The organism is Campylobacter sp. RM9328 (assembly GCF_012978615.1).
Genome location: NZ_LIWF01000002.1, coordinates 46,392 through 69,448, shown reverse-complemented (window position 1 = coordinate 69,448; position 23,057 = coordinate 46,392). Strand labels below are relative to the sequence as shown.

Below are 23,057 nucleotides of genomic sequence, written 5' to 3'. Positions count from 1 at the left end.
TAGCACGGGTTAAATTTAAAATTTTAAGACGTTTTTGATAGAATTTTGGTTTTTAAAGTCTAAAGAGGCTAAAAATGAGTAAAAATTTATTTATAACAGGCACGGCAACGGATGTAGGTAAGACCTACGTGAGCGGACTTATAACAAAGGCTTTGCTTAAAGAGGGTTATAAGGCGGGGTATTTTAAACCTCTTGCAAGCGGAAATTTACGCACATCTAGCGGTGAGCTTGAAGTAGGTGATGTTAAATTTGTAAAAGAGATCTCAGGCGCCAAGCAAGATGTAACAAGCATGAATGTTTACGCATATGAAAGAGCTTTTTCTCCGCACTTAGCTGCCAAATTTGAGGGCAGTCCGCCTGAGTTAAATAAAATTTTAGCTAAATTTGATGAACTAAAAAACGAGTATGAGTATCTAAGCATTGAGGGTTGCGGCGGTGCTATCTGTCCGCTTAGATACGACGAAGTTAAGATCATGCAAGTAGATCTCATAAAAGCTTTAAAATGTCCCGTGTTAATCGTTGCCGATGCAGGACTTGGCGGTATCAATGCGGCAGTGCTAACAAGTAAATACCTGCGTGAAGAGGGCATAGAGCAAAAGGGCTTTGTGCTAAATAAATTTGACGAAAGCAACCAAATCCATATCGATAATAAATTTATGATACAAGAGCTTTGCGCTCTTCCGGTGCTTTTTACTATCACAAAACAAGGGCAAGAAAACTGTATAAATTCTAAAAAATTGGCGGCGGTATATGAGTGAACTAGCTAAACTTGACCTAAAATACATCTGGCATCCTTGCTCGCAAATGCATGACTACGAAAGCTTGCCTCCCATAGTTATAAAAAGAGCAAAGGGTGTATTTTTATACGACGAAGACGATAAGAGGTATATTGACATCATAAGTTCTTGGTGGTGCAACCTTTTATGACACTCAAACGAGCGCATAAATGAAGCAATTAAAGTGCAACTTGATAGGCTTGAGCACGTGATATTTGCAAATTTTACTCACGAAAGCGCGATAAATTTATCATCACGACTTGTTGAAATTTTGCCAAAAGGGCTTGTGAAGTTAAATTTCAGCGATAACGGGAGCTCGGCTGTCGAGAGCGCACTTAAGATGGCCTTTCAGTATCATTACCAAACGGGTAAACCAAACAAAACCCGTTTTATGTGCCTTGAGGAGGGATATCACGGAGAAACTATAGGTGCATTAAGCGTGGGAACTATGGACTTGTATGCAAAAATTTATAAACCTATGTTAATGGATGTGATACGTATAAAGTCGCCTGATTGTTATCGTTGCGAATTTGGTCTAACTCGTCAAAGCTGCTCTTGCGAGTGCTTTTGTCACGCAAAAGAGGAGTTTGAAAAACACGGGCATGAAACGGCCGCCATCATTATCGAGCCGCTAGTGCAAGGTGCTGCTGGCATGAGAATTTACCCTGCGCTTTATCTTAAAAAGCTTCGTGAAATTTGCGACGCTTACGACGTGCTTCTTATCGCCGATGAGATCGCTACTGGTTTTGGTAGGACGGGCAAGATGTTTGCATTTGATCATGCCGGGGTAAGTCCTGACATCATGACACTTAGTAAGGGTCTAACGGGGGGCTATATGCCTATGTCTATCACTGCGACTACGCAAAAAATTTATGATGCATTCTATGCTCCTTATAGTGAAGGCAAGGCTTTCATGCACTCACATACTTATAGCGGTAACCCACTTGGTTGTGCGGCGGCTTTAGCGGTTCTAGATATTATTGAAAACGATGATGTTTTAACACGAGCAAATAAAACGGCTAAATTTTTAAACGAAACACTAAGCAAAGTGTTACTAGGACATAAAAATGTCGGCGAGATAAGGCAAATAGGTCTTATAAATGCTATCGAGCTTGTAGAGGATAAAAGCCTGAAGCAAGCATTTAAGGCAAGCAGGCGAGTTGGATATGAAATTTATAAAAAAGCTCTTAAAAACGGACTATTATTACGTCCATTGGGAGATGTTATATATTTTAACCCTCCGCTAAATATCACACAAGAAGAGTGTGAAAAAGCAGTGGCTTTGTGCGAAAAAAGCATAAGAGAAATTTTAGGATAACACGCAAAAACGAGTATTGTTTTTTAAAGGGATAGGTTTGAAAAAAATTTGGGTTTTGTTTTCTACGGAGATGTGGGAGAAATTTAACTTTTACGGTATGCGCGCGATATTTGCACTTTTTTTGGTGCACTTTTTAGCCGTTAGCGAAACAGATGCAGCCATATACTATGGTGCCTTTTTGGCTCTTAGTTACCTTACTCCTATCATTGGCGGTTTTTTGGCGGATAAATTTTTAGGATATCATAAAAGCGTGATTATCGGGTGTGCTTTACTTACGGTAGCGCAGCTGTTTTTTTATGCAAATGCCAGTAGTTTTGGCGGTGCTTGGCTTACGCTTTGTGGTGCTGTTTTGGTTATGTGTGGCAACGGCTTTTTTAAGCCTAGTATAACGGCACTTTTAAGCATAAAAGCACCTAGGAACGTAAGTATGGACGCTGTTTTTAGTTCATACTACTTCTTTTTAAATTTGGGCGTACTTCTTGGATCGTTTATCGTGCCTTACTTTGGAGATGTCGTTGTTAACGGAGTTCGTGATGTATCTGCATTTAAATTTGGCTTTTTGTCGGCTTTTGTTGCTATGAGTATCGGACTTTTGGTCTTTGTTGTATTTTGTAAAAATGATGAAAATTTCACGCCAAAGGTTAGTGATGGTATAAGATTTGATCTTAAAAACGCACTTGTTTCGTTATTTGTCTTTGTGCTTATTTTTGCGGTTATTAGCTATTTTTCAAGCGGTGCAAATATTGTTAAAAGCTACCTTTATCCGACTATTTATGCCTTTGGTATCTCACTTGGTTTTTATGTTTTGCTTGATGAAAGCATCAGTAAGGATGAGAGAAAAAATATCATCACTATCTTTATAAGTGCTGTGTTTATCGTCTTTTTTTGGGCGAGTTTTGAGCAAATAGGCTCGTCGCTAACATTTATAGCAAACAACCAAATGGATAGAAATTTGCTTGGTTTTGACATCCCTCCTTCTATGATAAGTATGTTTAACCCGCTTTTTGTGCTTGTGCTCAGTTTTGTTTTCTCGGCATTTTACATAAAGCTGGGACGTAAAAATTTGGAGCCAAACGGACTTTATAAGCAAGCTTTGGGGCTTTGCTTGATGGGTGTTAGCTATCTTATCATAGCTTTAAATGTTCGCGATTTGGGTGATGAGCTGCTTCATATAAGATGGTTTATTTTGCTTTATTTTATGCATACTTGTGCCGAACTTTTGGTTTCACCTATCGGTTTTGCTCTTGTAGCAAAGCTTTCCCCAAAGAGACTTTTGGGACTTATTTTTGGTATATTTTACCTTGCAAATGCCACAGGTTACGCACTATCTGGCACTTTAGCCTCACTTCTTCCTCCAACAGCCGACAAATTCATAAAAGCAAGCGAACTTGGTATAAATTTAAAAGAAATTTTAAACCAAAGGGCTGAAATTTCAGAGGTAACACTTGAAATTTTAAAGGCAAATAACTTGCCAAGCTCGTATCCTCAAATTTTTGGTTATGAAATTTCAACACTTTTTCATTTTTTTATATTATTTTTTATACTTTGTTTTGGTGCAGGAGTGTTGCTTTTTGCGATTTGTCGGGCCATGGATAGGACAAATGCGAGAGCTTGTTAAATTTTTTAAGTTAAACAAGCTATAATCTACTAAAAAACTATGGATAAAAATGAGTAGAAAAATTTTAGTTTCAGCGCTTGAGCCGTCTGCGAATTTGCATTTAGGCGAGGTGCTTAAACACACATTAGGCTCTGAAATTTTAGGCATATTTGATGAAAAATTCGGTACTCCTTTTATGAAAAGTTCCGAATTTTCTGCGATGGGTTTTGTGGAGGTTTTGCCGCTTATATTTAAAGCAAAAAGAGCCATAAAGCAGATGGTAAAACTAGCCAAAACCGCCAATGCGGTGCTACTTATAGACAGCCCTGCCTTTAACCTGCCTTTAGCAAAAGCCATGAGAGAGGCCGGGGTTAAAGCACCGATCACATACTACATACTGCCGCAAGTTTGGGCTTGGAAACCAAAACGCGTGGAAAAAGTCGAGAAATTTTGTGATAATCTAGCCTCGATCTTACCCTTTGACGAAAAATTTTACTCTCGCGCAGTTTATGTGGGACACCCACTTTTAGATGAGCTTAAATTTAAAAAAGAAAAGCTGATAAATAGCAGTAAGATCGCCTTTCTGCCAGGTTCAAGACGCTCCGAGATAATTAGGTTGATGCCTATTTACCGTGAGGTTGCAAAAGATATAAAAGATAAAGAAAAACTTCTTGTTATTCCTCCTTTTTTAATAGATAAGGTAGCTGAGCTTTACGGTGACGTGAGCGAATTTAACATAGTAAATGAAGCTCCAAAGGCACTTTATGAAAGTGAATTTGCTTTTGTGTGTTCCGGGACTGCAACACTTGAAGCCGCACTTATAGGCACTCCTTTTGTGCTTTGCTATAAGGCAAAAGCGATAGATGTTTGGCTAGCGCGCAAACTTGTAAAAGTAAAATACGCAGGACTTGCAAACATTATGTATGACTTTATGGGCAAAGGCGCACTTCATGACGAGCTTATACAAGAGCAAGTAAGTGCTTTAAATTTGCTAAATGCTTACAAAAATTGTGATAAAGATAAATTTTTAACTGGCTGTAACGAACTTAGAGCATACCTAAAGCACGGCTCAAGTGTAAATGTAGCGAAATTTTTAATGCCAAGTCGGCAAGAGTGATTACAAAATTATCTGTAATTAAATTTAAAAATCATAATTTGTTATTAAAATAATTAAAAGGAGAAGTAATGAGCGAACCGATGACGATTTACGGTTATGAAAAAGTAGAAGCGGAATTAAAAGATTTAAAGCATGTTCAACGTCCGCAAATAGTTATAGAAATAGATATCGCAAGAAGTCACGGCGACTTAAAAGAAAATGCTGAATATCACGCCGCAAAAGAGAAGCAAAGCTTCATAGACGCTCGTATCGCAGAGCTAAGCACACTTCTTGCAAACGCCGAAGTTATCGACCCTAGCACATATGTGCATGATAAAGTTAGATTTGGCTCAAATGTTACGATACTTGATGTTGATACCGAGCTTGAGGATACTTATACGATAGTCGGGGTTAGTGAGAGCGACCTTGAGAGAGGTCTTATCTCTATAAGCTCGCCTTTGGCGCGCCAGCTTATCGGCAAGAGTGAGGGCGATGAGGTTAGACTAAGTTTGCCAAAAGGTAATATAGACGTAGAAATAGTTTCTATATGTTATAAACCGATAAATTTTAAGGATTAGAAATGATAAATGTCGGAGTCATCGGCGTTAGCGGATATACCGGTTTTGAGCTTATACGTCTTTTGCTAAACCACCCGGAATTTAAGATAAACTATCTAGCAGCTAGTTCAAAGGGCAAGATAGATGAAATTTTTAGCTCTCTAAGAGGCGTTTTGGACTTTGAAGTAAGCGTTGCTGACGTAACAGAAGCCGCTCAAAAATGCAAACTTGTCTTTTTAGCCCTACCGCATCAAGAGGCCATGAGATATGCGAGCGAGCTTTTAGAGCTTGGCGTTAAGGTTGTTGATCTATCGGCTGATTATAGACTAAATAAAGAGCTTTATGAGAAAAATTACTGTCCGCATTTGGATGATAAAAATTTAGCTCATGCAGTTTATGGGCTTTTGCCTATAAACCGCGATAAAGTAAAAAACGCAAAACTTGTGGCAAACCCAGGCTGTTATCCAACAGCCTCGCTACTTGCCATAACTCCATTTTTGCCATACATAGATACAAATTTAGGCGTGATGATAGATGCTAAAAGCGGAGTAAGCGGCGCAGGTAAAAAGCCAAGCGCGACTAGTCATTTTGTAAGCGTGAATGAAAATTTAAACGCCTACAACCCGCTAATCCATCGCCACGCCGACGAGATAAAAATGCACCTTGAAAATTTTTGTCAAAAGAGTATGTCAACAGTGTTTGTGCCGCACTTGGTACCTTTGACTCGTGGCATGTTAGTAAGCGTTTATGCCAAGCTTAACAAAGAGATAAAACCGCTTGAAATTCTGCGCGAATTTTATAAAAATGAAGAATTTATCCGTATTAAAACATCCCCTATTAGTGTAAAAGATGTTGCCGGAACGCATTTTTGCGATATTTTTGCAGTAGTTTGGGAAGATAAAATTTTTATAAATTCAGCCATTGACAACCTTTTAAAGGGCGCAAGTTCTCAAGCTTTAGCAAATGCAAATTTGATGTTTGGCTTTGATGAAAATTTAGCCATGCCTAAAATTTCACAATTTTGCTAGGACCTCGTTTGCAAGAAATGATAATAAAAAACGGTGCGATATTTATCTCTGACGCCCATGAAAACGTTAACCGAGATGATTTTTTAAGATTTTTACAAAGCTTTGATAGAGGTGAGATAAGCGCGCCGCAACTTTTTTTGATGGGTGATATGTTTGACTTCTTGGCTGCTCATGCAAAAAACACAGTGAAATTTTATGAAAAGCACATCGAGCTTATCAACAAAATAGCGCTTAAAACAGAGGTTATTTACATCGAAGGCAACCACGACTTTGTCCTCTCCTCACTCTTTAAAAATGTTAAAGTTTTTCCTATCAGCGCCCAACCGGTAAATTTTAAAACCGAGTTAACTCAAAGCGTGCAGATAGCTCATGGTGATAATTTTTTGCCATTTGTTAGCAAATACGCGCTTTTATTTTTGAGGCTTGAATGGTTTTTAATGTTTATGAATTTTATAGATATTTTGTGTGGATTTAAAATTTCAAATTGGATTTTAAACAGACTTACCGTTAAGAAGCTTGATTATAAAATTTCAAATTTCAAAGCCTTTATAAGCCCTAAAATGCGACATTATAGCGCAGATATTGTGATAGAGGGACACTATCATCAGGGTGAAATTTTTGATATAGGCGATAAAATTTATGTCAATCTTCCTGCTTTTGCGTGCGACCAAAGTTATTTTATTGTAGAATACCGCGACGAAAAAATAAATTTTGCTCGAAAGAGTCTGAAAGGACATTGATGTTTGGAGACAACGTATTAAAAACGGGTTCAAACGAGATGGAACTTGTTGATTTTCGTATCTTTAAAGAGGCAAAAGACAAGGTATATGAGGGTATATACGGCGTTAATGTCGCAAAAGTGCGTGAAATCATAAAAATGCCAAATCTCACTGAACTACCGGGCGTTCCTGAATATATTGAAGGAATTTTTGATTTGCGCGGTGTCGTTATACCTGTCGTAAATTTAGCTAGATGGATGAATATAGTAGAGCCAAGCGCAGGGGTCGTTATAAAACCTCGCGTTATCATCGCAGAATTTAGCGGGATACTTATTGGATTTATCGTTCATGAGGCAAAGAGAATTCGCCGTATCAACTGGAAAGACATAGAGCCAGCAAATTTTGCTAGCAGTGCCGGTGCGCTTGATAAAGGCAAGATAACCGGCGTAACTAGGATAGAAAATGACGAAGTTTTACTTATACTTGATCTTGAAAGTATAGTTGAAGAGCTTGGAATTTACTCTCCAAAACTTGATGTTGACATCGACGAAGACAGAAAGATAAAGGGTATAGCTCTTGTTCTTGATGATAGCTCTACGGCCAGAAAACTTGTTAAAGACGCGCTTGAAAAAATGGGTCTAAATATAGTTGAGGCTAAAAACGGCGTTGAAGGCCTAGAGAAGATGAATGAGCTTTACGAAAGATACGGTGAGGATATTAATAAAGAGGTTCGCGTGATACTTAGTGATATCGAGATGCCTCAAATGGACGGCTATCACTTTGCGGCACACATTAAAGATGATGAGAGATTTAAGGATATTCCGATAGTGTTTAATTCATCTTTAAGTAATGAATTTAGCGAAGGCAAGAGCAAAGAAGCCGGCGGTGCAGCGTATCTTACTAAATTTGATGCAAGTATATTTTATCAAGAGGTGCTAAAAGTTATTGAAGCACACTCAAAATCTGCAAAATGAGGTGAAAAATGGATGATATGAAAGAGATAATGGAAGACTTCTTGATAGAAGCTTTCGAACTTATTGAGCAGATAGACCATGACCTTGTTGAGCTTGAGGCAAATCCTGAAGATCTTGAGCTTTTAAATAGAATTTTCCGCGTTGCGCACACAGTTAAAGGAAGTTCAAGCTTTTTAAATTTTGATATTTTAACCGAGCTTACTCATCACATGGAAGACGTGTTAAATAAAGCTAGAAAAGGCGAGCTTAAAATTACTCCTGATGTTATGGACGTTGTGCTTGAGTCTGTTGATATGATGAAAGGTTTATTGCACGGCATTCGTGATTACGGCAACGACAAAGACGTAGGTATAGATATTAAAGATATTTGTGCTAGATTAACCGTGATATCAGAAGGCGAAGCGCATGTTGCAGCTCCTGTTGTTGAGCAAACACCTGAGCCTGAAGTAGCCCCGCAGCCTGAAGAAGAACTTGATATAAGTGATGAAAATTTATCAAGTCTAAGCGATGATGAAGTAGAGGCTGAGATAGAGCGTCTTTTAAAAGTTAGAAAAGCCGAAGACAAAGCCAGACGAGCAAGTAAAAAAACAAACGCTCCTGCTGCTCAAAGCACTCCTGCTCCGACTCCAGCACCTGCTGCTGCGCCAAAACCTGCTGCTAAAAAAGAAGATGCCGACAAAAAAGTCCCTGCACAAGCCGGCGGTACAGTTGCGCAAGAGCAAACCATACGTGTTGAGGTTAAAAGACTAGATCACCTAATGAACCTGATCGGCGAACTTGTTCTTGGTAAAAACAGACTTCTTAAAATTTATGATGATGTTGAAGAGAGATACGAGGGTGAAAAATTCCTTGAAGAGCTAAATCAAGTAGTTTCAAGCTTAAGCTTGGTAACGACAGATATTCAGCTTGCCGTTATGAAAACAAGAATGCTTCCGATAGCAAAAGTGTTTAATAAATTCCCTAGAATGATACGCGATCTTAGCCGCGAGCTTGGCAAGCAAATCGATCTTGAAATTTCAGGTGAAGAGACCGAGCTTGATAAGTCTATCGTTGAAGAGATAGGCGATCCGCTAGTGCATATCATTAGAAACTCATGCGACCACGGTATAGAAGATCCTGAGATAAGAAAGGCTGCCGGCAAACCTGAAAAAGGCACAGTAGAGCTTAAAGCCTATAACGAAGGCAACCATATCGTTATCGAAATCGTTGATGACGGTAAGGGTCTTGATGTGGATATGTTAAAAGCAAAATCAATCGAAAAAGGCATAATAACCGAGCGCGAAGCCGATACAATGAGCGATAAAGAGGCATTTGGTCTTATATTTAAGCCTGGATTTTCAACTGCTGCAAAAGTTACAAACGTAAGTGGACGCGGTGTTGGTATGGACGTTGTTAAGACAAATATCGAAAAACTAAACGGCATAATCGACATCGAAAGCGAAGTTGGAAAAGGCACTGTTATAAAACTAAAAATTCCTCTAACACTTGCGATTATCCAGTCGCTACTTGTTGGAACGCAAGAGGAGTATTATGCTATACCGCTTGCTAGCGTTCTTGAAACCGTTCGCGTGCCGATAGACGACATCTATACGATAGACGGCAAAAACGTTCTTCGTTTACGTGATGAGGTTTTATCTTTGGTTAGGCTTTCTGATGTATTTGGCGTTAGAAAGGTGTTTGATGGCGGAGAGCATACTTATGTTGTTATAATCGGAGTTGCCGAGACAAAACTCGGTATCATAGTAGATACCCTTGTCGGACAAGAAGAGATTGTTATTAAATCAATGGGAGATTATTTGCAAAATATCCCTGGTATTGCGGGAGCTACGATAAGAGGTGACGGTCGTGTTACTCTTATTATCGATGTTGCTGCAATGATGGAAATGGCAAAAGATATAAAAGTAAACATAAGAGCCGAAATAGACGCAGAAGCCAAAAAAGTTAAGGAGCAACCGAGTGATTATAAAGTCCTTATCGTTGATGATTCAAAAATGGATAGAACGATAATGCAAAAATCACTAGAGCCAACTGGAGTAACTGTCATAGAGGCAACTAATGGTGTTGAAGCTTTAACTTTAATAAAATCAGGCGAACACGTTTTTGACGCGGTTTTAATTGATATAGAAATGCCTAGAATGGACGGTTATACTTTAGCCGGTGAAATTCGTAAGTATTCAAAATATAGAAATTTACCGCTTATAGCAGTTACTTCAAGGACGTCAAAAACAGATAGGCTTAGAGGTGTTGAGGTAGGAATGACTGAGTATATTACTAAGCCATACTCTTCTGAGTATCTTGAAAGCGTTGTTAGAAAAAATATAAAGTTGCCGTAGGGAGTATGATATGAGCAATAAACTAAACGAAGTATTACAAAGGCAAAAACAGCAGATCGACGAGCCTTCAAAAAGTAGTGAGGATATTATCCAGCTAGTTGGTTTTGTAGTGGGTGAAGAGGAGTACGCGATACCTATTTTAAACATACAAGAGATCATTAAACCGATAGAATTTACAAGAGTTCCTAGTGTGCCTGAGTATGTTCTTGGCGTGTTTAACTTAAGGGGTAATGTTATCCCTCTTATCGATCTAAGAAAGCGTTTTTCGCTTAATGCAAGTAAGCAAAGCGCTAGTACTCGCTACATAGTTATGAAGGATGAGGAAAATATCGCAGGCTTTGTTATAGATAGGCTAACAGAGGCTATTCGTATAAATAGAAACAGGATAGATCCGCCGCCTGAGACTTTGATAAAAGATAAAGGCATGATTTATGGTATCGGTAAAAGAGATCAAAACATCCTTACGATCTTAAAGGTCGAAAGTCTTTTAAAGCGCGATTTTTAAAGTAGAGGTCAAATTTGATAAAGCTTTGTGTTTTTGATTTTGACTCCACATTAATGGACGGCGAGACGATAGATATTTTCGCCGATGCTTACGGTGTAGGAGATAAAGTAAAAGAGATAACCAAAAAGGCTATGCAAGGCGAACTTGACTTTTTTGAAAGCTTGAGTAAAAGAGTGGCTTTGCTAAATGGCATGCCAACTTCATTGGTAAGTGAAGTTTGTTCAAATTTAAAGCAAATGAACGGTGCAAAAGAGCTTGTTAAAGGGCTAAAAGAGCGTGGCATAAAGGTTATCGTTTTTAGCGGCGGTTTTCATATAGCAACTGATTTGATGCGTGAAGAGATCGGTTATGATGAGAGCTTTGCAAATATCTTGCATGAAAAAGACGGTGTTTTAACTGGGCTCGTGGGCGGCGAAATGATGTTTGGTTTCTCAAAAGGCGAGATGATTAAGCGTATGCAAAAAATTTTAGGTGTTAGTAAAGATGAAACTATGTGCGTAGGAGACGGCGCAAATGATGCTTCGATGTTTAAGCATGCCGGTATTAGCGTTGCTTTTTGCGCAAAAGAAATTTTAAAAAAGAGTGCGACACACTGTGTTGATACAAAAGATCTTCGCGAAATTTTAAGGATATTGGATTAAAAATGTATGACAATAATGTAAAATTTTCACTTTGGTGTGATTTTATTGAACGTGAGTTTTTGGATAATGAATTTTTAGAGCTTTTAAATAAGGAGATTATAAACGGGGCTACAAGTAACCCGGCGATATTTAAAAGCGCTTTTTCAAGTTCACAGGCGTATAAAGAGTCGATATTAAAAAGTGATAAACGCCATCCAAAAAGCATTTACGAGACATTGGCTACTCAAGATATTAAGATGGCTGCATGTAAGATGCTTAAAAATTACGTAAATGATGACGACGGTTTTGTTAGTATTGAAGTTGATCCAAATTTATCAGATGATACAAATGCAACCATAGAAGAGGGTGTTAGACTTCATGCAAGTATCGGCATGCCAAATGTGATGATAAAAGTTCCTGCCACAAAAGAGGGTTTTACAGCTATGAGCGCGCTTATGGCAAAAGGTATAAGCGTAAATGCAACTCTTATCTTTTCACCTGAGCAAGCACAAAATTGTCTTGACGCTTTTGAGGCAGGAGCTGAAATTTATAAGCGACGCTTCCCAAATACTCCGCTACCAAAAGGCGTTATAAGTATTTTTGTTAGCCGTTTTGATAGACTTCTTGATGAGAAAATGGCGCAAAAAAGCCTACCTAAAGGGCAAATTGGCATAATGAACGCCGCAAAAATTTATCACATCATACAAGATAGAAATTTACCAAATGTTCGCGCGCTTTTTGCTAGCACAGGCGTTAAGGGCGGTGAGCTAAGGGCTGATTATTATGTTCGTGAGCTAATGTATGAAAACTCGATAAATACAGCTCCGCTTGATACGATAAAAGAATTTATAAAAGAGAAAGCGACACCTAAAAAAGCCCCTAGCAAAGAGAGCATAGAGAGCTTTTTTGAAGTTGTAAATAATGCCGATATCGATATGAACTTTGCTTATAAAGAGCTTTTAAATGATGGACTAAAAGCCTTTGTGGTTGCATTTGAAGATATTATGAAGACTCTAAAATAAGAGAGAAATATGGAATTTGACGTTGATGTCAGCAAGCTCAACTTTAAGCTAAGAGATGAGTTAAATGAATACCTAAAACGTCTAGTAGATGGCGGAGGAAGTGACCTACACATTAAGTCAGGCGGATATATCAGAGGCCGATTTAACGGCGAGATAGTAAAAATGAGTGATAAAATTCTCTCAAGAGAGGATGGTATCACTCTAGCAAAAGAGCTTTTGCGCTCAAATTTTAAAAATCTTGTTAATAACTTAAGTGTTGATTTTACCCATAAGCTGAATTCTGACTATCGTTTTCGTGTGAATATATTTTTCCAAATGGAAGGTGTGTCGGCGGTTTTTAGAACAATACCAAATAAAATTCCAAATTTTAACGACTTAAAACTTCCTGCTTCGATTGAAAAAATTTGTAACAATACAAATCGCGGTATCATACTGGTAACCGGACCTACTGGTAGCGGCAAGACAACCACTTTAGCCAGCATGATAAATCACATCAATAAAACCAAAAGAAAACATATAATAACCATTGAAGACCCAATAGAGTATGTCTATTCGGACGAACTAAGTATTATAAACCAACGCTCTATCGGACAGGATGCTTTAAATTTTGCCGATGCGCTTAGGGCCTCTTTGCGCGAAGACCCGGATGTCATACTTGTAGGTGAAATGAGGGATTTAGAAACGATAGAAACAGCGATTAGAGCTGCCGAAACAGGTCACTTGGTGCTTTCTACCCTTCATACTCTTGACGCAAAAGAGAGTATAAATAGAATCGTAAATATGTTTAAAAAAGAGGAGCAAAACCGCGTTAAACTTACTTTTACATCGGTTCTAAGCGCTATAATATCACAGCGCCTTGCGCAAACCAAAGATGGCAAAAGACGTGCTGCGGTTGAAATTTTGATAAATAACGCTCGTATCAAAGAGACGATATTAAATGACAAGATTGATGATATTTACACGGCTATTTCCGAGAGTAAAAACACCTATGGTATGCAGACTTTTGACCAGCATTTGCTCGAGCTTTACTCAGACGACATTATAAGTGCCAATGAGGCGTTAGAAAAGTCAAGCAGACGAAACGATCTTGAGATAAAGATAAAAAATGTAAATTTATCAAGATCTAAGACATCAAACGAAGAGCAAAACATAAACGATATCGGCAATGATATAATCGCACTAAAAAAATTGTAATCAAAACACAACGTCACGATACCGGCGATAAAGCTATAATTAGACTTTACCGGTTGGTTAAATTTATCTTAAATTTAACAAATTTAAGATATACTCGGCGTTTATTTTTTATGAAAGGATAACGATGTTAGAAGGTATCGTTAGAGAGAGTATCGGTAAGAAGTCTGCAAAGGCTTTAAGAAGAGATGGTTATCTAATCGCGAACATTTACGGTAAGGGATTAGAGAATATTGCTGCTGCATTTAAAGTCAATGACTTTATAAAAGAGGCACGTAAAAAAGAGACCCTTGCGTTTGATGTAAAAGTTGGCGACAAGGTATATAACGTTGTTATTGTTGACTACCAAAGAGACGTTGTAACAAACGACTTAAAACACGTTGACCTTAAAGTGGCACTTCCTGGTGTTGTATCAAGATATATGATCCCTGTTAAACCTGTAGGCACTCCGATAGGTCTTAAAAACAAGGGTGTTTTGATCCAGTCAAAACGTCGTTTAGCAGTAAAATGTACAGCTGAAAATCTACCAAATTCATTTGATGTAGATGTTAGTAAGCTTGACGTTGATGATACGATTTTGGTTCGTGACATAGCAGTTCCTGCAGGTGTCACTATCGTTGATACGGATCGTGTTGCTGTTCTTGGGGTTATCAAAGCTAGATAAGGCTGGTTGATGACGCTTATCGTGGGGCTTGGAAACCCCACAAAACAGTATGAAAACACAAGACACAATGTCGGCTTTATGCTGATAGATCTACTTAAGAGTCCTGAATTTATCGATGTTAGTTCGGCTAAATTTCAAGGCGAACTTTATAAATTTAAAAATACCTTACTTTTAAAACCTCAAACTTATATGAATTTATCAGGCAATAGCGTAAAGGCCGTAAATGACTTTTATAAACCTGATAGAATTATAGTGATACATGACGATTTGGATCTAAATTTCGGCGCAGTAAGATTTAAAAAAGGCGGAAGTAGCGGCGGACACAACGGTATAAAGTCTATCGATAATCTTATCGGCAACGACTATGAGCGTGTTCGTATCGGTATCGGACGCAAGGGAAATGCGGCAAATTTTGTTTTAGGCGAATTTAGCCAAGCCGAGAAAGAGTATTTAGATAAAATTTTAATTCACTGCAAAGAGGCCGTAGTTGAGCTTTTAAAAAGCGATATAAATGCTATTTCTCAGAAATTTAGCATCAAAAAAGGCGTAGAGATATGAATCTTTATGCCAGATATGTCGGCTGGGTTTATCTAAAGTCGTTTTTGATAATCTTTCTTGCACTTGAGCTTTTTTATGTCGGTATTGATCTACTTACAAATTTAAAAGATCTACCGAGTTCTGCAAACTTGCAGTTGCTTTATGTTGGTCTTACAATGCTTACGGCAACATCTTACGTTATGCCGATCTCGCTTGTTTTTGCTATTATCGTAGCGCATATAAATATGGTTCGCTCTAACGAACTTATCAGTTTTTATGCTCTTGGTGTGAGTAAAAACGCACTTATTTTACCGCCGTTTTTTATATCTTTATGTGTAACGATTATATACGTTGGGTTAAATTGCACCCCGTTTGCATACGCATACGAATTTCAAAAAAATATCGCAAATGCTACTTTTGGTAAAAGCACAACCGATACTTTTTTAAAATTCGAAGGCAAATTTATATATATAAAAGAGCTAAATTTACTTGAAAAAACTGCTAACGACTTGCGAATTTTTGATATAAACGGCACAAATTTAGTCTCAACCGCATTTGCTAAAAGTGCCGACTTTCAAGATAATAGATGGTTACTAAAAGACATGAATGTTACATATTTGCCGTCAAATTTAGAGCTTGGCGCAAAAGGTCTTGAAGTGCAAAATATCTCCCGAAGTCAAGGGCTCAAGGGATTTACCCCAAAAAGCATCCAAAGCGCAAACACGAGTGAGAGAACGAGTTTTAGTATACCTGATGTGCTTGATTTTATCTTTACGTTTAAAGACGAAGGTGTTGAGCTTGACGGAGCTAAGTCGGTTTTTTATACGCTTGCGATAGCACCGTTTTTCGCACCGTTTTTAGTGCTTATACTTTACTATCATCTGCCTGTTACGGGTAGGTTTTTTAACCTTGCGTTTGCTACATTTGTCTTTGTTGTGAGCACGCTTGTGGTTTGGGGATTGCTGTTTGTGCTTGGTAAATTTTCTCAAAATTCGGTCATCTTGCCTGAGCTTGGCATAGTTTTGCCAGTTTTTGGTCTCATGCTTTATGCTCTTTATCTTCTAAAAACGCATCGTTAAGCCAAATTTTGGCATTTTTTTTGTAAAATCAACCCATTTTAACAAAGGTTATTTTATGAATTTTAAAGCTCTCGCACAAAAATACAAAACCCCTCTTTATGTTTATGATTTTGATCATATAAAAAGTAGATACAACGAGCTAAAAGATGCGTTTCACGCTAGAAAATCCCTGATATGCTACGCAGTAAAAGCAAATTCAAATTTAAGTGTTTTAAAACTCTTAGCAGAGCTTGGAGCAGGATTTGACTGCGTAAGCATCGGTGAGGTAAGACGCGCGATCATGGCGGGAGCCAAAAAGTATCAAATCATATTTAGCGGCGTAGGTAAAAGCGACGACGAGCTAAAAGAGGCGCTTGAAAACGAAATTTTAATGATAAATTTAGAGAGCGAAGCCGAGATGTATCGTCTTGAAAGTATCGCGAAGGAGCTAAATTTAAAAGCTCGCATAAGCATACGTATCAACCCTGACGTAGACGCAAAAACACACCCATACATCTCAACCGGACTTAATGAAAATAAATTCGGTGTTGATATCACAACCGGCAAGAAAATGTATATCTATGCTAAAAACTCACCTCATATAGAGCCTATCGGAGTGCATTTTCATATCGGTTCACAGCTTACAAATATCGAGCCTATCATCGAAGCGGCAGGTATAGTAAGCGAACTTGTGCGTGAGTTAAAGGCGCTTGATATAGATATTAAATTTTTTGACGTCGGAGGCGGTGTAGGTATCGTTTATCAAAATGAAAACAATGTTAGCTTGTATGACTACGCTCAAGGAATTTTAGGACAATTAAGCGCGCAAGACCTAACGATAGTTTGCGAGCCCGGACGTTTTATCGTGGGAAATGCAGGATACTTCGTAACTAGCGTATTGTATGAGAAATTTAATAAGCAAAAGCGTTTTATCGTAGTAGATGGTGCGATGAATGACCTTATCCGTCCCAGCTTATACGGTGCATATCATGATGTAAATGTTGTCGGCAAAAACACAAGTGCCGGACTTTGCGATGTAGTCGGACCGATATGTGAAAGCGGCGACTTTTTGGCTAAAAATTTAAATCTACCTGCATGCGAGAGCGGGGATTTGCTTGTGGTAAAAAGTGCCGGGGCTTACGGTTTTACAATGAGTTCTAACTATAACTCACGAGCTCGCGCAGCTGAAGTAGCGGTGCAAGACGGTGAAGATAGGCTTATTAGACGTAGAGAGAGTTTTGAGGATATAGTCGCGCTTGAAAAAGATTTGATGTAGGAAAAACATGCAAGAGTTAAACGAACTTCGTAAAAATATCGACGAGATAGATGATCTTGTCTTGTCAAAATTAAATGAGAGAATGGAATTTGTTAAAAAGATAGGAGTTTTAAAGCAAACAAGCGGCGCTCCTATCTATAGACCCGAGCGCGAAAAAGCGATAATAAACCGCTTAATAAATCGTAAAGGCGGGCTTTTAAACCGTGCGGCGATAGAGGCTATATATCTTGAAATTTTTGCAGTTAGCAGAAATTTAGAGATGCCTCAAAAGATAGCCTATCTCGGACCTGAAGGCACATATACTCATCAAGCCGCGGAGAGTAGATTTGGTGCGATGAGCTCTTATCTGCCACTTGCAACCATAGAAGCCGTGTTTAATATACTTGCTCAAAAAGAGGTAAAATACGGCGTTGTTCCTATCGAAAATAACACCGAAGGCGCAGTGGGCGCTACTCTTGACTGTTTTAGAAAATTCCCTGATATTAAGATAGTTGCAGAACTTTATCTTGACATACACCACAGTTTTGTAAGCGAGTGCGAAAACATAAAAGATATAAAAAAGATATATTCACATCCCCAAGGCTATAACCAGTGTCGTAAATTTTTAGAAGATCATATGCTTTTGGATGTGGAATTTATACCGTCAAGATCAACCGCTGAAGCTGCTTATCTTGCTTCTAAAAATTCAAACTCGGCAGCCATTTGCTCGAAGATAGCGGCAAAGCTTCACAATGTGCCTATTCTTTATGACACCATAGAGGATAATATGGCAAATAGAACGAGATTTTTTATACTAAGTGACTTTAAAAATGCAAAAGCACAAGGCTCTAAGACTTCGATACTTGCAAAGACTGATCATAAGCCCGGAAGTCTTGTGGACTTACTTCAAATTTTTAAAAATGAAAATATAAATATAACAAAATTAGAAAGCCGTCCGATAAAACAACGCGAATTTAAGTCGGTTTTCTATCTTGATTTTGAAGGTCATGTTGATGACGAGAAAGTCCAAAATGTCTTTTCGTTAGCAAAAGAATGCGGTGCCGAGATCACTTGGCTTGGAAGCTATTTAAACGGAGACGAACAATGAAATTTAATGAAAATTTAGCCCAACTTGTAAATTACGAAGCAGGAAAGCCTATAGAACTTGTTGTTAGAGAGTTTGGAATAGAACCAAAAGATGTTGTAAAGCTTGCAAGCAATGAAAACCCATTTGGCACTAGCGAGCGTGTTGTAAACGCGATAAAAGATGTGGCTAAAAATGCGTTTTTATACCCTGACGATAGCTACTTTGAGCTTAAAAATTCTCTAGCTAGTAAATTTAATATCGGTGCAAAAAATATAATCATAGGCTCCGGAAGTGATCAGGTGATAGAATTTTGCATACACGCAAAAGCAAATGAAAAAAATGCCGTTTTGATGGCTGGCGTAACCTTTGCTATGTATGAAATTTACACAAAGCACGTAGGGGCTAAAGTTTATCGCACGAAAGCACAAGAGCATGATTTGACTGAATTTTTAGAAATTTATAAAGCTAACAAAGATGAGATCGCGATCATATTTTTATGCCTTCCTAATAATCCGCTTGGAGGCTGCTTGGATGCAGACGAGGTATATAAATTTTTAAATGAAATCAGCAAAGAAACACTTGTTGTTTTTGATTGTGCGTATAATGAATTTGCGGAATTTAAAGATAAGAAAAAATGGATAGATCCTGCTAAGATCGTAAATGAATTTAAAAATGCGATCTATCTTGGGACATTTTCAAAGGCTTACGGACTTGGTGGCATGCGCGTAGGATACGGTATAGCTGATGAAAATATAATAGCAGAACTAGGTAAAATCCGCTCTCCTTTTAACATAACAACTCTTAGTTTAAAAGCCGCGATAGAGGCCCTAAAAGATGAAGAATTTGTTACAAAATCTCTTGAAAATAACTTCAAAGAGATGACTAGATATGAGGAATTTGCTCGCGAATTCGATATAGAATTTATCACTAGCTATACTAATTTTATTACATTTAAATTTAAAGAGCAAAACGCAAGCGAAATAGTGCAAAAAATGTTAAAAAAAGGTATAATTTTAAGGGATCTTAAAAGTTACGGCATGAATGCTTTGCGTATAACCATAGGCCAGCCGTGGCAAAACGATAGGGTGCTTAAAGAGTTAAAAGAAATGTTAAAGTGAAGATATGGATTTTCGGGCATTACTTCAGCAAATAAGTCAAATTTACCAAAAACTAACACTAAAGCAGAGGATAGTAGCGGCAAGCTCGGTTGTCGTTGTTGTGGGATTTTTAGTTTTTTTAAGTATATACAAAGATATGCGAGGCGATACGTACGCAGGCTATAGTGTGCTTTTTGAAAACATAAGCCCAAATGACTCCGCCTTGATAGTTGATCAACTAAATAAAGACGGAGTAAAATACAAGCTTGCAAACGAAGGTACTATCCTTGTTCCTACCGCGGATGTTTATAGAGAACGTATCGCGGTTGCTACGCTTGGAATTCCAAAAGATAGCAAGATAGGTTTTGAGATATTTGACAAACAAGAATTTGGCTCGACCGATGCCGAACAGCGCGTGAAATTTCAACGTGCACTAGAGGGAGAGCTTGCTAGAACGATAGAAAGCCTTTCAACTATACAAAAAGCAACTGTGCGCATTGCGATACCCAAAGAGACGGTATTTACCGAACGCCAAGCACCTCCGACGGCTTCGATCGTTGTTGAGCTAAAGCAGGGTATAAGTCTAAATTCAAAGCAAATTTTTGGTATTAAAAATTTAGTCGCAGCCGCAGTTACAAATTTAAATATAGAAAATGTCAAGATCGTAAATCAAGACGGCATAGCTCTTGGCGAAGAGGATGGCGAATTTGATAGTGAGATGATCGCTCAGCAGATAAGATATAAGCGAGAATTTGAAAATAACTACGAGCAAAAGATCATAAACGTTCTTTCTCCGATAGTAGGAGGTAGTGAGCGTGTTGTTGCAAAGGTAAATATAGAATTTGACTTTGATAAAAAAGATAGCTTGAGTGAAGTTTATGACCCAAACAACGTGGTTAGAAGCGAAAGCAATATCGAAGAAAAACGTCAAGGAACCTCTCCAAATGAGATCCAGGGAGTACCGGGTGCCGTTAGTAATATAGGCCCGGTTCAAGGTCTTGAAGATGGCAACATAAGAGAGCAATACAATAAAAGCTCACAACAAACAAACTACGAAGTTTCAAAAAAAGTTACAAACATAAAAGGTCAGTTTGCAAGTATTGTTAGAGTTAGTGCTGCAGTCGTTGTTGACGGTAAGTATCAAAGCAAAAAAGATGAAAACGGTAAAGATACCGGTGAGATAGAATTTGTAGAGCTTACACCCGCACAAAAAGAGTCTATAACAAATTTGATCAAACAAGCTATTGGATATAACCAGCAAAGAGGTGATGAGGTCACGCTTGATAATTTTGAATTTAAATTTAAAGATGATTTAAGCACAGACCAACGAGTAAACGGTTTTATGCAAAATTATATCATGCCGTTTATGCCGATATTTAAATATCTTTTTGTCGTGCTACTACTTTATGTGTTTTATAAAAAGGTCATCGTTGTCTTTATGCAGAAAATGCTTGAAGAGACAAAAGAAGACGATCCACAAATGTTACAAGATCAGCTTGAAGAGATCGAAACAGATGCGGAAGATACACTTGAGAAATTTAAGGCGGCAAGACGAAAGGTTGAGGAGCAACTTGGTCTTAGCGGTGACTTTAATGAGGATGAGCTTAGATATGATGTGCTTCTTGAAAAGATAAGAAATATGGTGATTGATAGAAACGAAGAGATAGCGTCGTTACTTCAAGAGCTAGTTAGAAACGATAGCGACTTTAACGTCCGCAAGGAGATTTAGTGTCAGTAAAATTAACCGAACAACAAAAGATGATATATGATGACCTTTCTATGCCTGAAAAGATTGCTATTTTTCTTATTCAGCTTGGTGAGGAGGCGACGAGCCTTATATTTTCTCATATGGATGTTGATGTTATCACTGATATATCGGGATATATCGCAACCGCAAGAAACATAGACAAGCAAGTAGCTGCTGCTATCTTGGAAGAATTTTATGCTCTCATGCAGTCAAATCAATACATGAGAAGCGGTGGTTTAGAATACGCAAAAGAAATTTTATATCGAACTTTTGGAGCCGAAGTGGCGCAAAAGATCCTTGATAAACTAGCAAAAAGTATGGAAAATACAAAAAGCTTTGGCTATCTTAGTAAGATCAAGCCTCAGCAACTAGCCGACTTTATCATCAAAGAACACCCGCAAACTATCGCGCTAATCCTGGCTCACATGGACTCTACGAGTGCGGCGGAAACGCTTTCGTTTTTTAGCGATGAGCTTAGAGGGGAAGTTGTGATTAGGATGGCAAATTTAGGCGATATCAGCCCGTCTGTTATCAAACGTGTTTCTACCGTCCTTGAAGGTAAACTTGAAAGTCTTACCTCATACAAAGTCGAAGTCGGCGGTCCAAGAGCCGTTGCAGAGGTGCTTAACCGCCTTGGCCAAAAAGCTAGCAAAACAACTATCGAGAGGATCGAACAAAACGATCAAAAGCTTGCAACTACAATCAAAGAGCTTATGTTTACTTTCGAAGATATTATCACGCTTAATGATACCGCCATTAGAGAAATTCTTAAAAATGTTGATAAAAAAGACCTTATGGTTGCCTTTAAGGGCTCAAGTGAGGCTCTTAGAGATAAATTCCTTGGCAATATGTCGCAGCGTGCATCTGAAGCGTTTAAAGAGGAGATGAGCTATCTTGGAGCCGTTCGTGTTAAGGATGTCGAAGAGGCGCAGCGTCGCATAGTAGAAGCAGTTCAAGCTCTAGCCGAGCAGGGAGTATTCCAAGTCGGTGAAGCAGACGAGATGATAGAGTAGAAAATGAAAAGTAGCGTCATAACAAACGAAAATGCATCAACGCATTTTGTTGAGAACTACCGCTTTAAGGTACTGGGTAATGACAGCAGAGGTAACGAATACAGCGAAGAGATGTTAATGGTTTCTGACGAGCCTGCTGTGGAGTATGCTACTCCGCAAAGCCAGGTTGCACAGACGCAAGAGTCTGATCCTATCCAGCCTGCGCAAAGCCAGTTCCAACAACCACAGCAAAGTTTAAACCAGCCTCAAGCAGGTTTTGATGTAAATTTTGTTGAAGAATTGCTTAAAAAAACTGACGAACTTAGTGGAAACATCATCAAGCTTCAAATGCAAATAGAAAACCAAGAAAGTGAATTTGCTAAAAGGCTTGAGAGTGAAATTTTACGCGCAAAAGAGGATGGCAGAAACGAAGGTTTAGCTCAAGCAAGCACATCATATGAAGCTAAGATCGCTGAGCTTGAAGCTAGATTTACATCATCTATTGCAAAACTTGATGACGAATATGATAAATTTGAAGAATTTTTAAAAAAGAGCGAGACTGAACTTGCCGATGCTGCTACTTTAATAGCAAAAGAGATAGTTGCAAAAGAAATTTCATCAAATTCGGCACTCATAGCTACAAATATCTCAAGCTCTTTGGTGCGTGATTTAAGCGATGCAAAAAATATCCAAATTCGAGTTCATCCGGACGACGCTCAGTATCTAAAGTCGCACTTTAGTGCAAAAGAAAATATCAAAATCATTCCCGATGATGCTATTAGCAAGGGTGGGGTTGTGATTATTAGTGAGGTTGGAAACATTGACGCGACTATCGAAACTAGGATTGAAAAGTTAAAAATGTTGGTTGGTGAGTAAGTGCAAAA

22 protein-coding genes and 1 pseudogene are annotated in these 23,057 nt (G+C 38.3%); all 23 read left to right on the top strand.

The features are described from left to right. Positions 1–74 precede the first annotated feature (74 nt). Positions 75–758, top strand: a complete 684-nt coding sequence (gene bioD / locus CCAL9328_RS01895) for a dethiobiotin synthase (RefSeq protein ID WP_169999881.1) — start codon at positions 75–77, stop codon at positions 756–758. Next, the gene (locus CCAL9328_RS11250; protein ID WP_349304183.1) at positions 751–927 is read left to right on the top strand and encodes a hypothetical protein; all 177 of its coding nucleotides are present in this window, start codon (positions 751–753) and stop codon (positions 925–927) included. Before bioD ends, CCAL9328_RS11250 begins: the two co-directional genes overlap by 8 nt. A gap of 12 nt (positions 928–939) precedes the next feature. Beyond that, positions 940–2,094, top strand: a pseudogene (bioA, locus tag CCAL9328_RS01890) (adenosylmethionine--8-amino-7-oxononanoate transaminase); the annotation flags it as partial. Positions 2,095–2,131: 37 nt separating this feature from the next. Next, positions 2,132–3,712: a peptide MFS transporter gene (locus tag CCAL9328_RS01885; RefSeq protein WP_169999880.1), complete on the top strand. Its 1,581-nt coding sequence runs from the start codon at positions 2,132–2,134 to the stop codon at positions 3,710–3,712. A gap of 49 nt (positions 3,713–3,761) precedes the next feature. Continuing rightward, positions 3,762–4,808 carry a lipid-A-disaccharide synthase gene (gene lpxB, locus CCAL9328_RS01880; RefSeq protein ID WP_169999879.1) on the top strand — a complete coding sequence of 349 codons (1,047 nt, stop codon included), beginning with the start codon at positions 3,762–3,764 and terminating at the stop codon, positions 4,806–4,808. A 68-nt stretch (positions 4,809–4,876) separates the two neighbouring features. Then, complete coding sequence (greA, locus tag CCAL9328_RS01875) at positions 4,877–5,365, top strand: transcription elongation factor GreA (RefSeq protein WP_169936722.1); 489 nt, start codon at positions 4,877–4,879, stop codon at positions 5,363–5,365. A gap of 2 nt (positions 5,366–5,367) precedes the next feature. Beyond that, positions 5,368–6,372 carry an N-acetyl-gamma-glutamyl-phosphate reductase gene (gene argC, locus CCAL9328_RS01870; protein WP_169999878.1) on the top strand — a complete coding sequence of 335 codons (1,005 nt, stop codon included), beginning with the start codon at positions 5,368–5,370 and terminating at the stop codon, positions 6,370–6,372. Positions 6,373–6,389: 17 nt separating this feature from the next. Continuing rightward, positions 6,390–7,112, top strand: coding sequence for a UDP-2,3-diacylglucosamine diphosphatase (locus CCAL9328_RS01865; RefSeq protein ID WP_169999920.1), 723 nt, complete (start codon positions 6,390–6,392; stop codon positions 7,110–7,112). Further along, positions 7,112–8,065, top strand: a complete 954-nt coding sequence (locus tag CCAL9328_RS01860) for a chemotaxis protein (RefSeq protein ID WP_169971975.1) — start codon at positions 7,112–7,114, stop codon at positions 8,063–8,065. Before CCAL9328_RS01865 ends, CCAL9328_RS01860 begins: the two co-directional genes overlap by 1 nt. Positions 8,066–8,073: 8 nt before the next feature. Continuing rightward, positions 8,074–10,398 (top strand): hybrid sensor histidine kinase/response regulator, encoded by a 2,325-nt coding sequence (locus CCAL9328_RS01855; protein ID WP_169936716.1) that lies wholly within the window; start codon positions 8,074–8,076, stop codon positions 10,396–10,398. 10 nt (positions 10,399–10,408) lie between these two features. Further along, positions 10,409–10,903, top strand: coding sequence for a chemotaxis protein CheW (locus CCAL9328_RS01850; RefSeq protein ID WP_169936714.1), 495 nt, complete (start codon positions 10,409–10,411; stop codon positions 10,901–10,903). 14 nt (positions 10,904–10,917) lie between these two features. Continuing rightward, positions 10,918–11,544, top strand: a complete 627-nt coding sequence (serB, locus tag CCAL9328_RS01845) for a phosphoserine phosphatase SerB (RefSeq protein WP_169999877.1) — start codon at positions 10,918–10,920, stop codon at positions 11,542–11,544. A 2-nt stretch (positions 11,545–11,546) separates the two neighbouring features. Beyond that, complete coding sequence (locus tag CCAL9328_RS01840) at positions 11,547–12,545, top strand: transaldolase (RefSeq protein ID WP_169971974.1); 999 nt, start codon at positions 11,547–11,549, stop codon at positions 12,543–12,545. Positions 12,546–12,554: 9 nt separating this feature from the next. After that, the gene (locus tag CCAL9328_RS01835; RefSeq protein ID WP_169936709.1) at positions 12,555–13,739 is read left to right on the top strand and encodes a type IV pilus twitching motility protein PilT; all 1,185 of its coding nucleotides are present in this window, start codon (positions 12,555–12,557) and stop codon (positions 13,737–13,739) included. Positions 13,740–13,863: 124 nt separating this feature from the next. Then, on the top strand, positions 13,864–14,400 hold the full coding sequence (locus tag CCAL9328_RS01830; protein ID WP_169971973.1) for a 50S ribosomal protein L25/general stress protein Ctc: 537 nt from the start codon (positions 13,864–13,866) through the stop codon (positions 14,398–14,400). Between the two features lie 9 nt (positions 14,401–14,409). Next, positions 14,410–14,958: an aminoacyl-tRNA hydrolase gene (gene pth / locus CCAL9328_RS01825; protein ID WP_169936705.1), complete on the top strand. Its 549-nt coding sequence runs from the start codon at positions 14,410–14,412 to the stop codon at positions 14,956–14,958. After that, positions 14,955–16,016, top strand: a complete 1,062-nt coding sequence (locus CCAL9328_RS01820; RefSeq protein WP_169936703.1) for an LptF/LptG family permease — start codon at positions 14,955–14,957, stop codon at positions 16,014–16,016. The genes pth and CCAL9328_RS01820 overlap by 4 nt, the downstream gene beginning before the upstream one ends. Positions 16,017–16,071: 55 nt before the next feature. Beyond that, the gene (gene lysA / locus CCAL9328_RS01815; RefSeq protein ID WP_169999876.1) at positions 16,072–17,271 is read left to right on the top strand and encodes a diaminopimelate decarboxylase; all 1,200 of its coding nucleotides are present in this window, start codon (positions 16,072–16,074) and stop codon (positions 17,269–17,271) included. A 7-nt stretch (positions 17,272–17,278) separates the two neighbouring features. Further along, on the top strand, positions 17,279–18,358 hold the full coding sequence (gene pheA / locus CCAL9328_RS01810; RefSeq protein ID WP_169936699.1) for a prephenate dehydratase: 1,080 nt from the start codon (positions 17,279–17,281) through the stop codon (positions 18,356–18,358). Further along, positions 18,355–19,455, top strand: coding sequence for a histidinol-phosphate transaminase (gene hisC / locus CCAL9328_RS01805; RefSeq protein WP_169999875.1), 1,101 nt, complete (start codon positions 18,355–18,357; stop codon positions 19,453–19,455). Before pheA ends, hisC begins: the two co-directional genes overlap by 4 nt. A 4-nt stretch (positions 19,456–19,459) precedes the next feature. Then, positions 19,460–21,163, top strand: coding sequence for a flagellar basal-body MS-ring/collar protein FliF (gene fliF / locus CCAL9328_RS01800; RefSeq protein ID WP_169999874.1), 1,704 nt, complete (start codon positions 19,460–19,462; stop codon positions 21,161–21,163). 29 nt (positions 21,164–21,192) lie between these two features. After that, positions 21,193–22,194, top strand: a complete 1,002-nt coding sequence (fliG, locus tag CCAL9328_RS01795) for a flagellar motor switch protein FliG (RefSeq protein ID WP_194239021.1) — start codon at positions 21,193–21,195, stop codon at positions 22,192–22,194. Between the two features lie 3 nt (positions 22,195–22,197). Then, entirely contained in the window at positions 22,198–23,049 is an 852-nt protein-coding gene (gene fliH / locus CCAL9328_RS01790; RefSeq protein ID WP_169999873.1) for a flagellar assembly protein FliH, read from the top strand. Positions 23,050–23,057 lie beyond the last annotated feature (8 nt).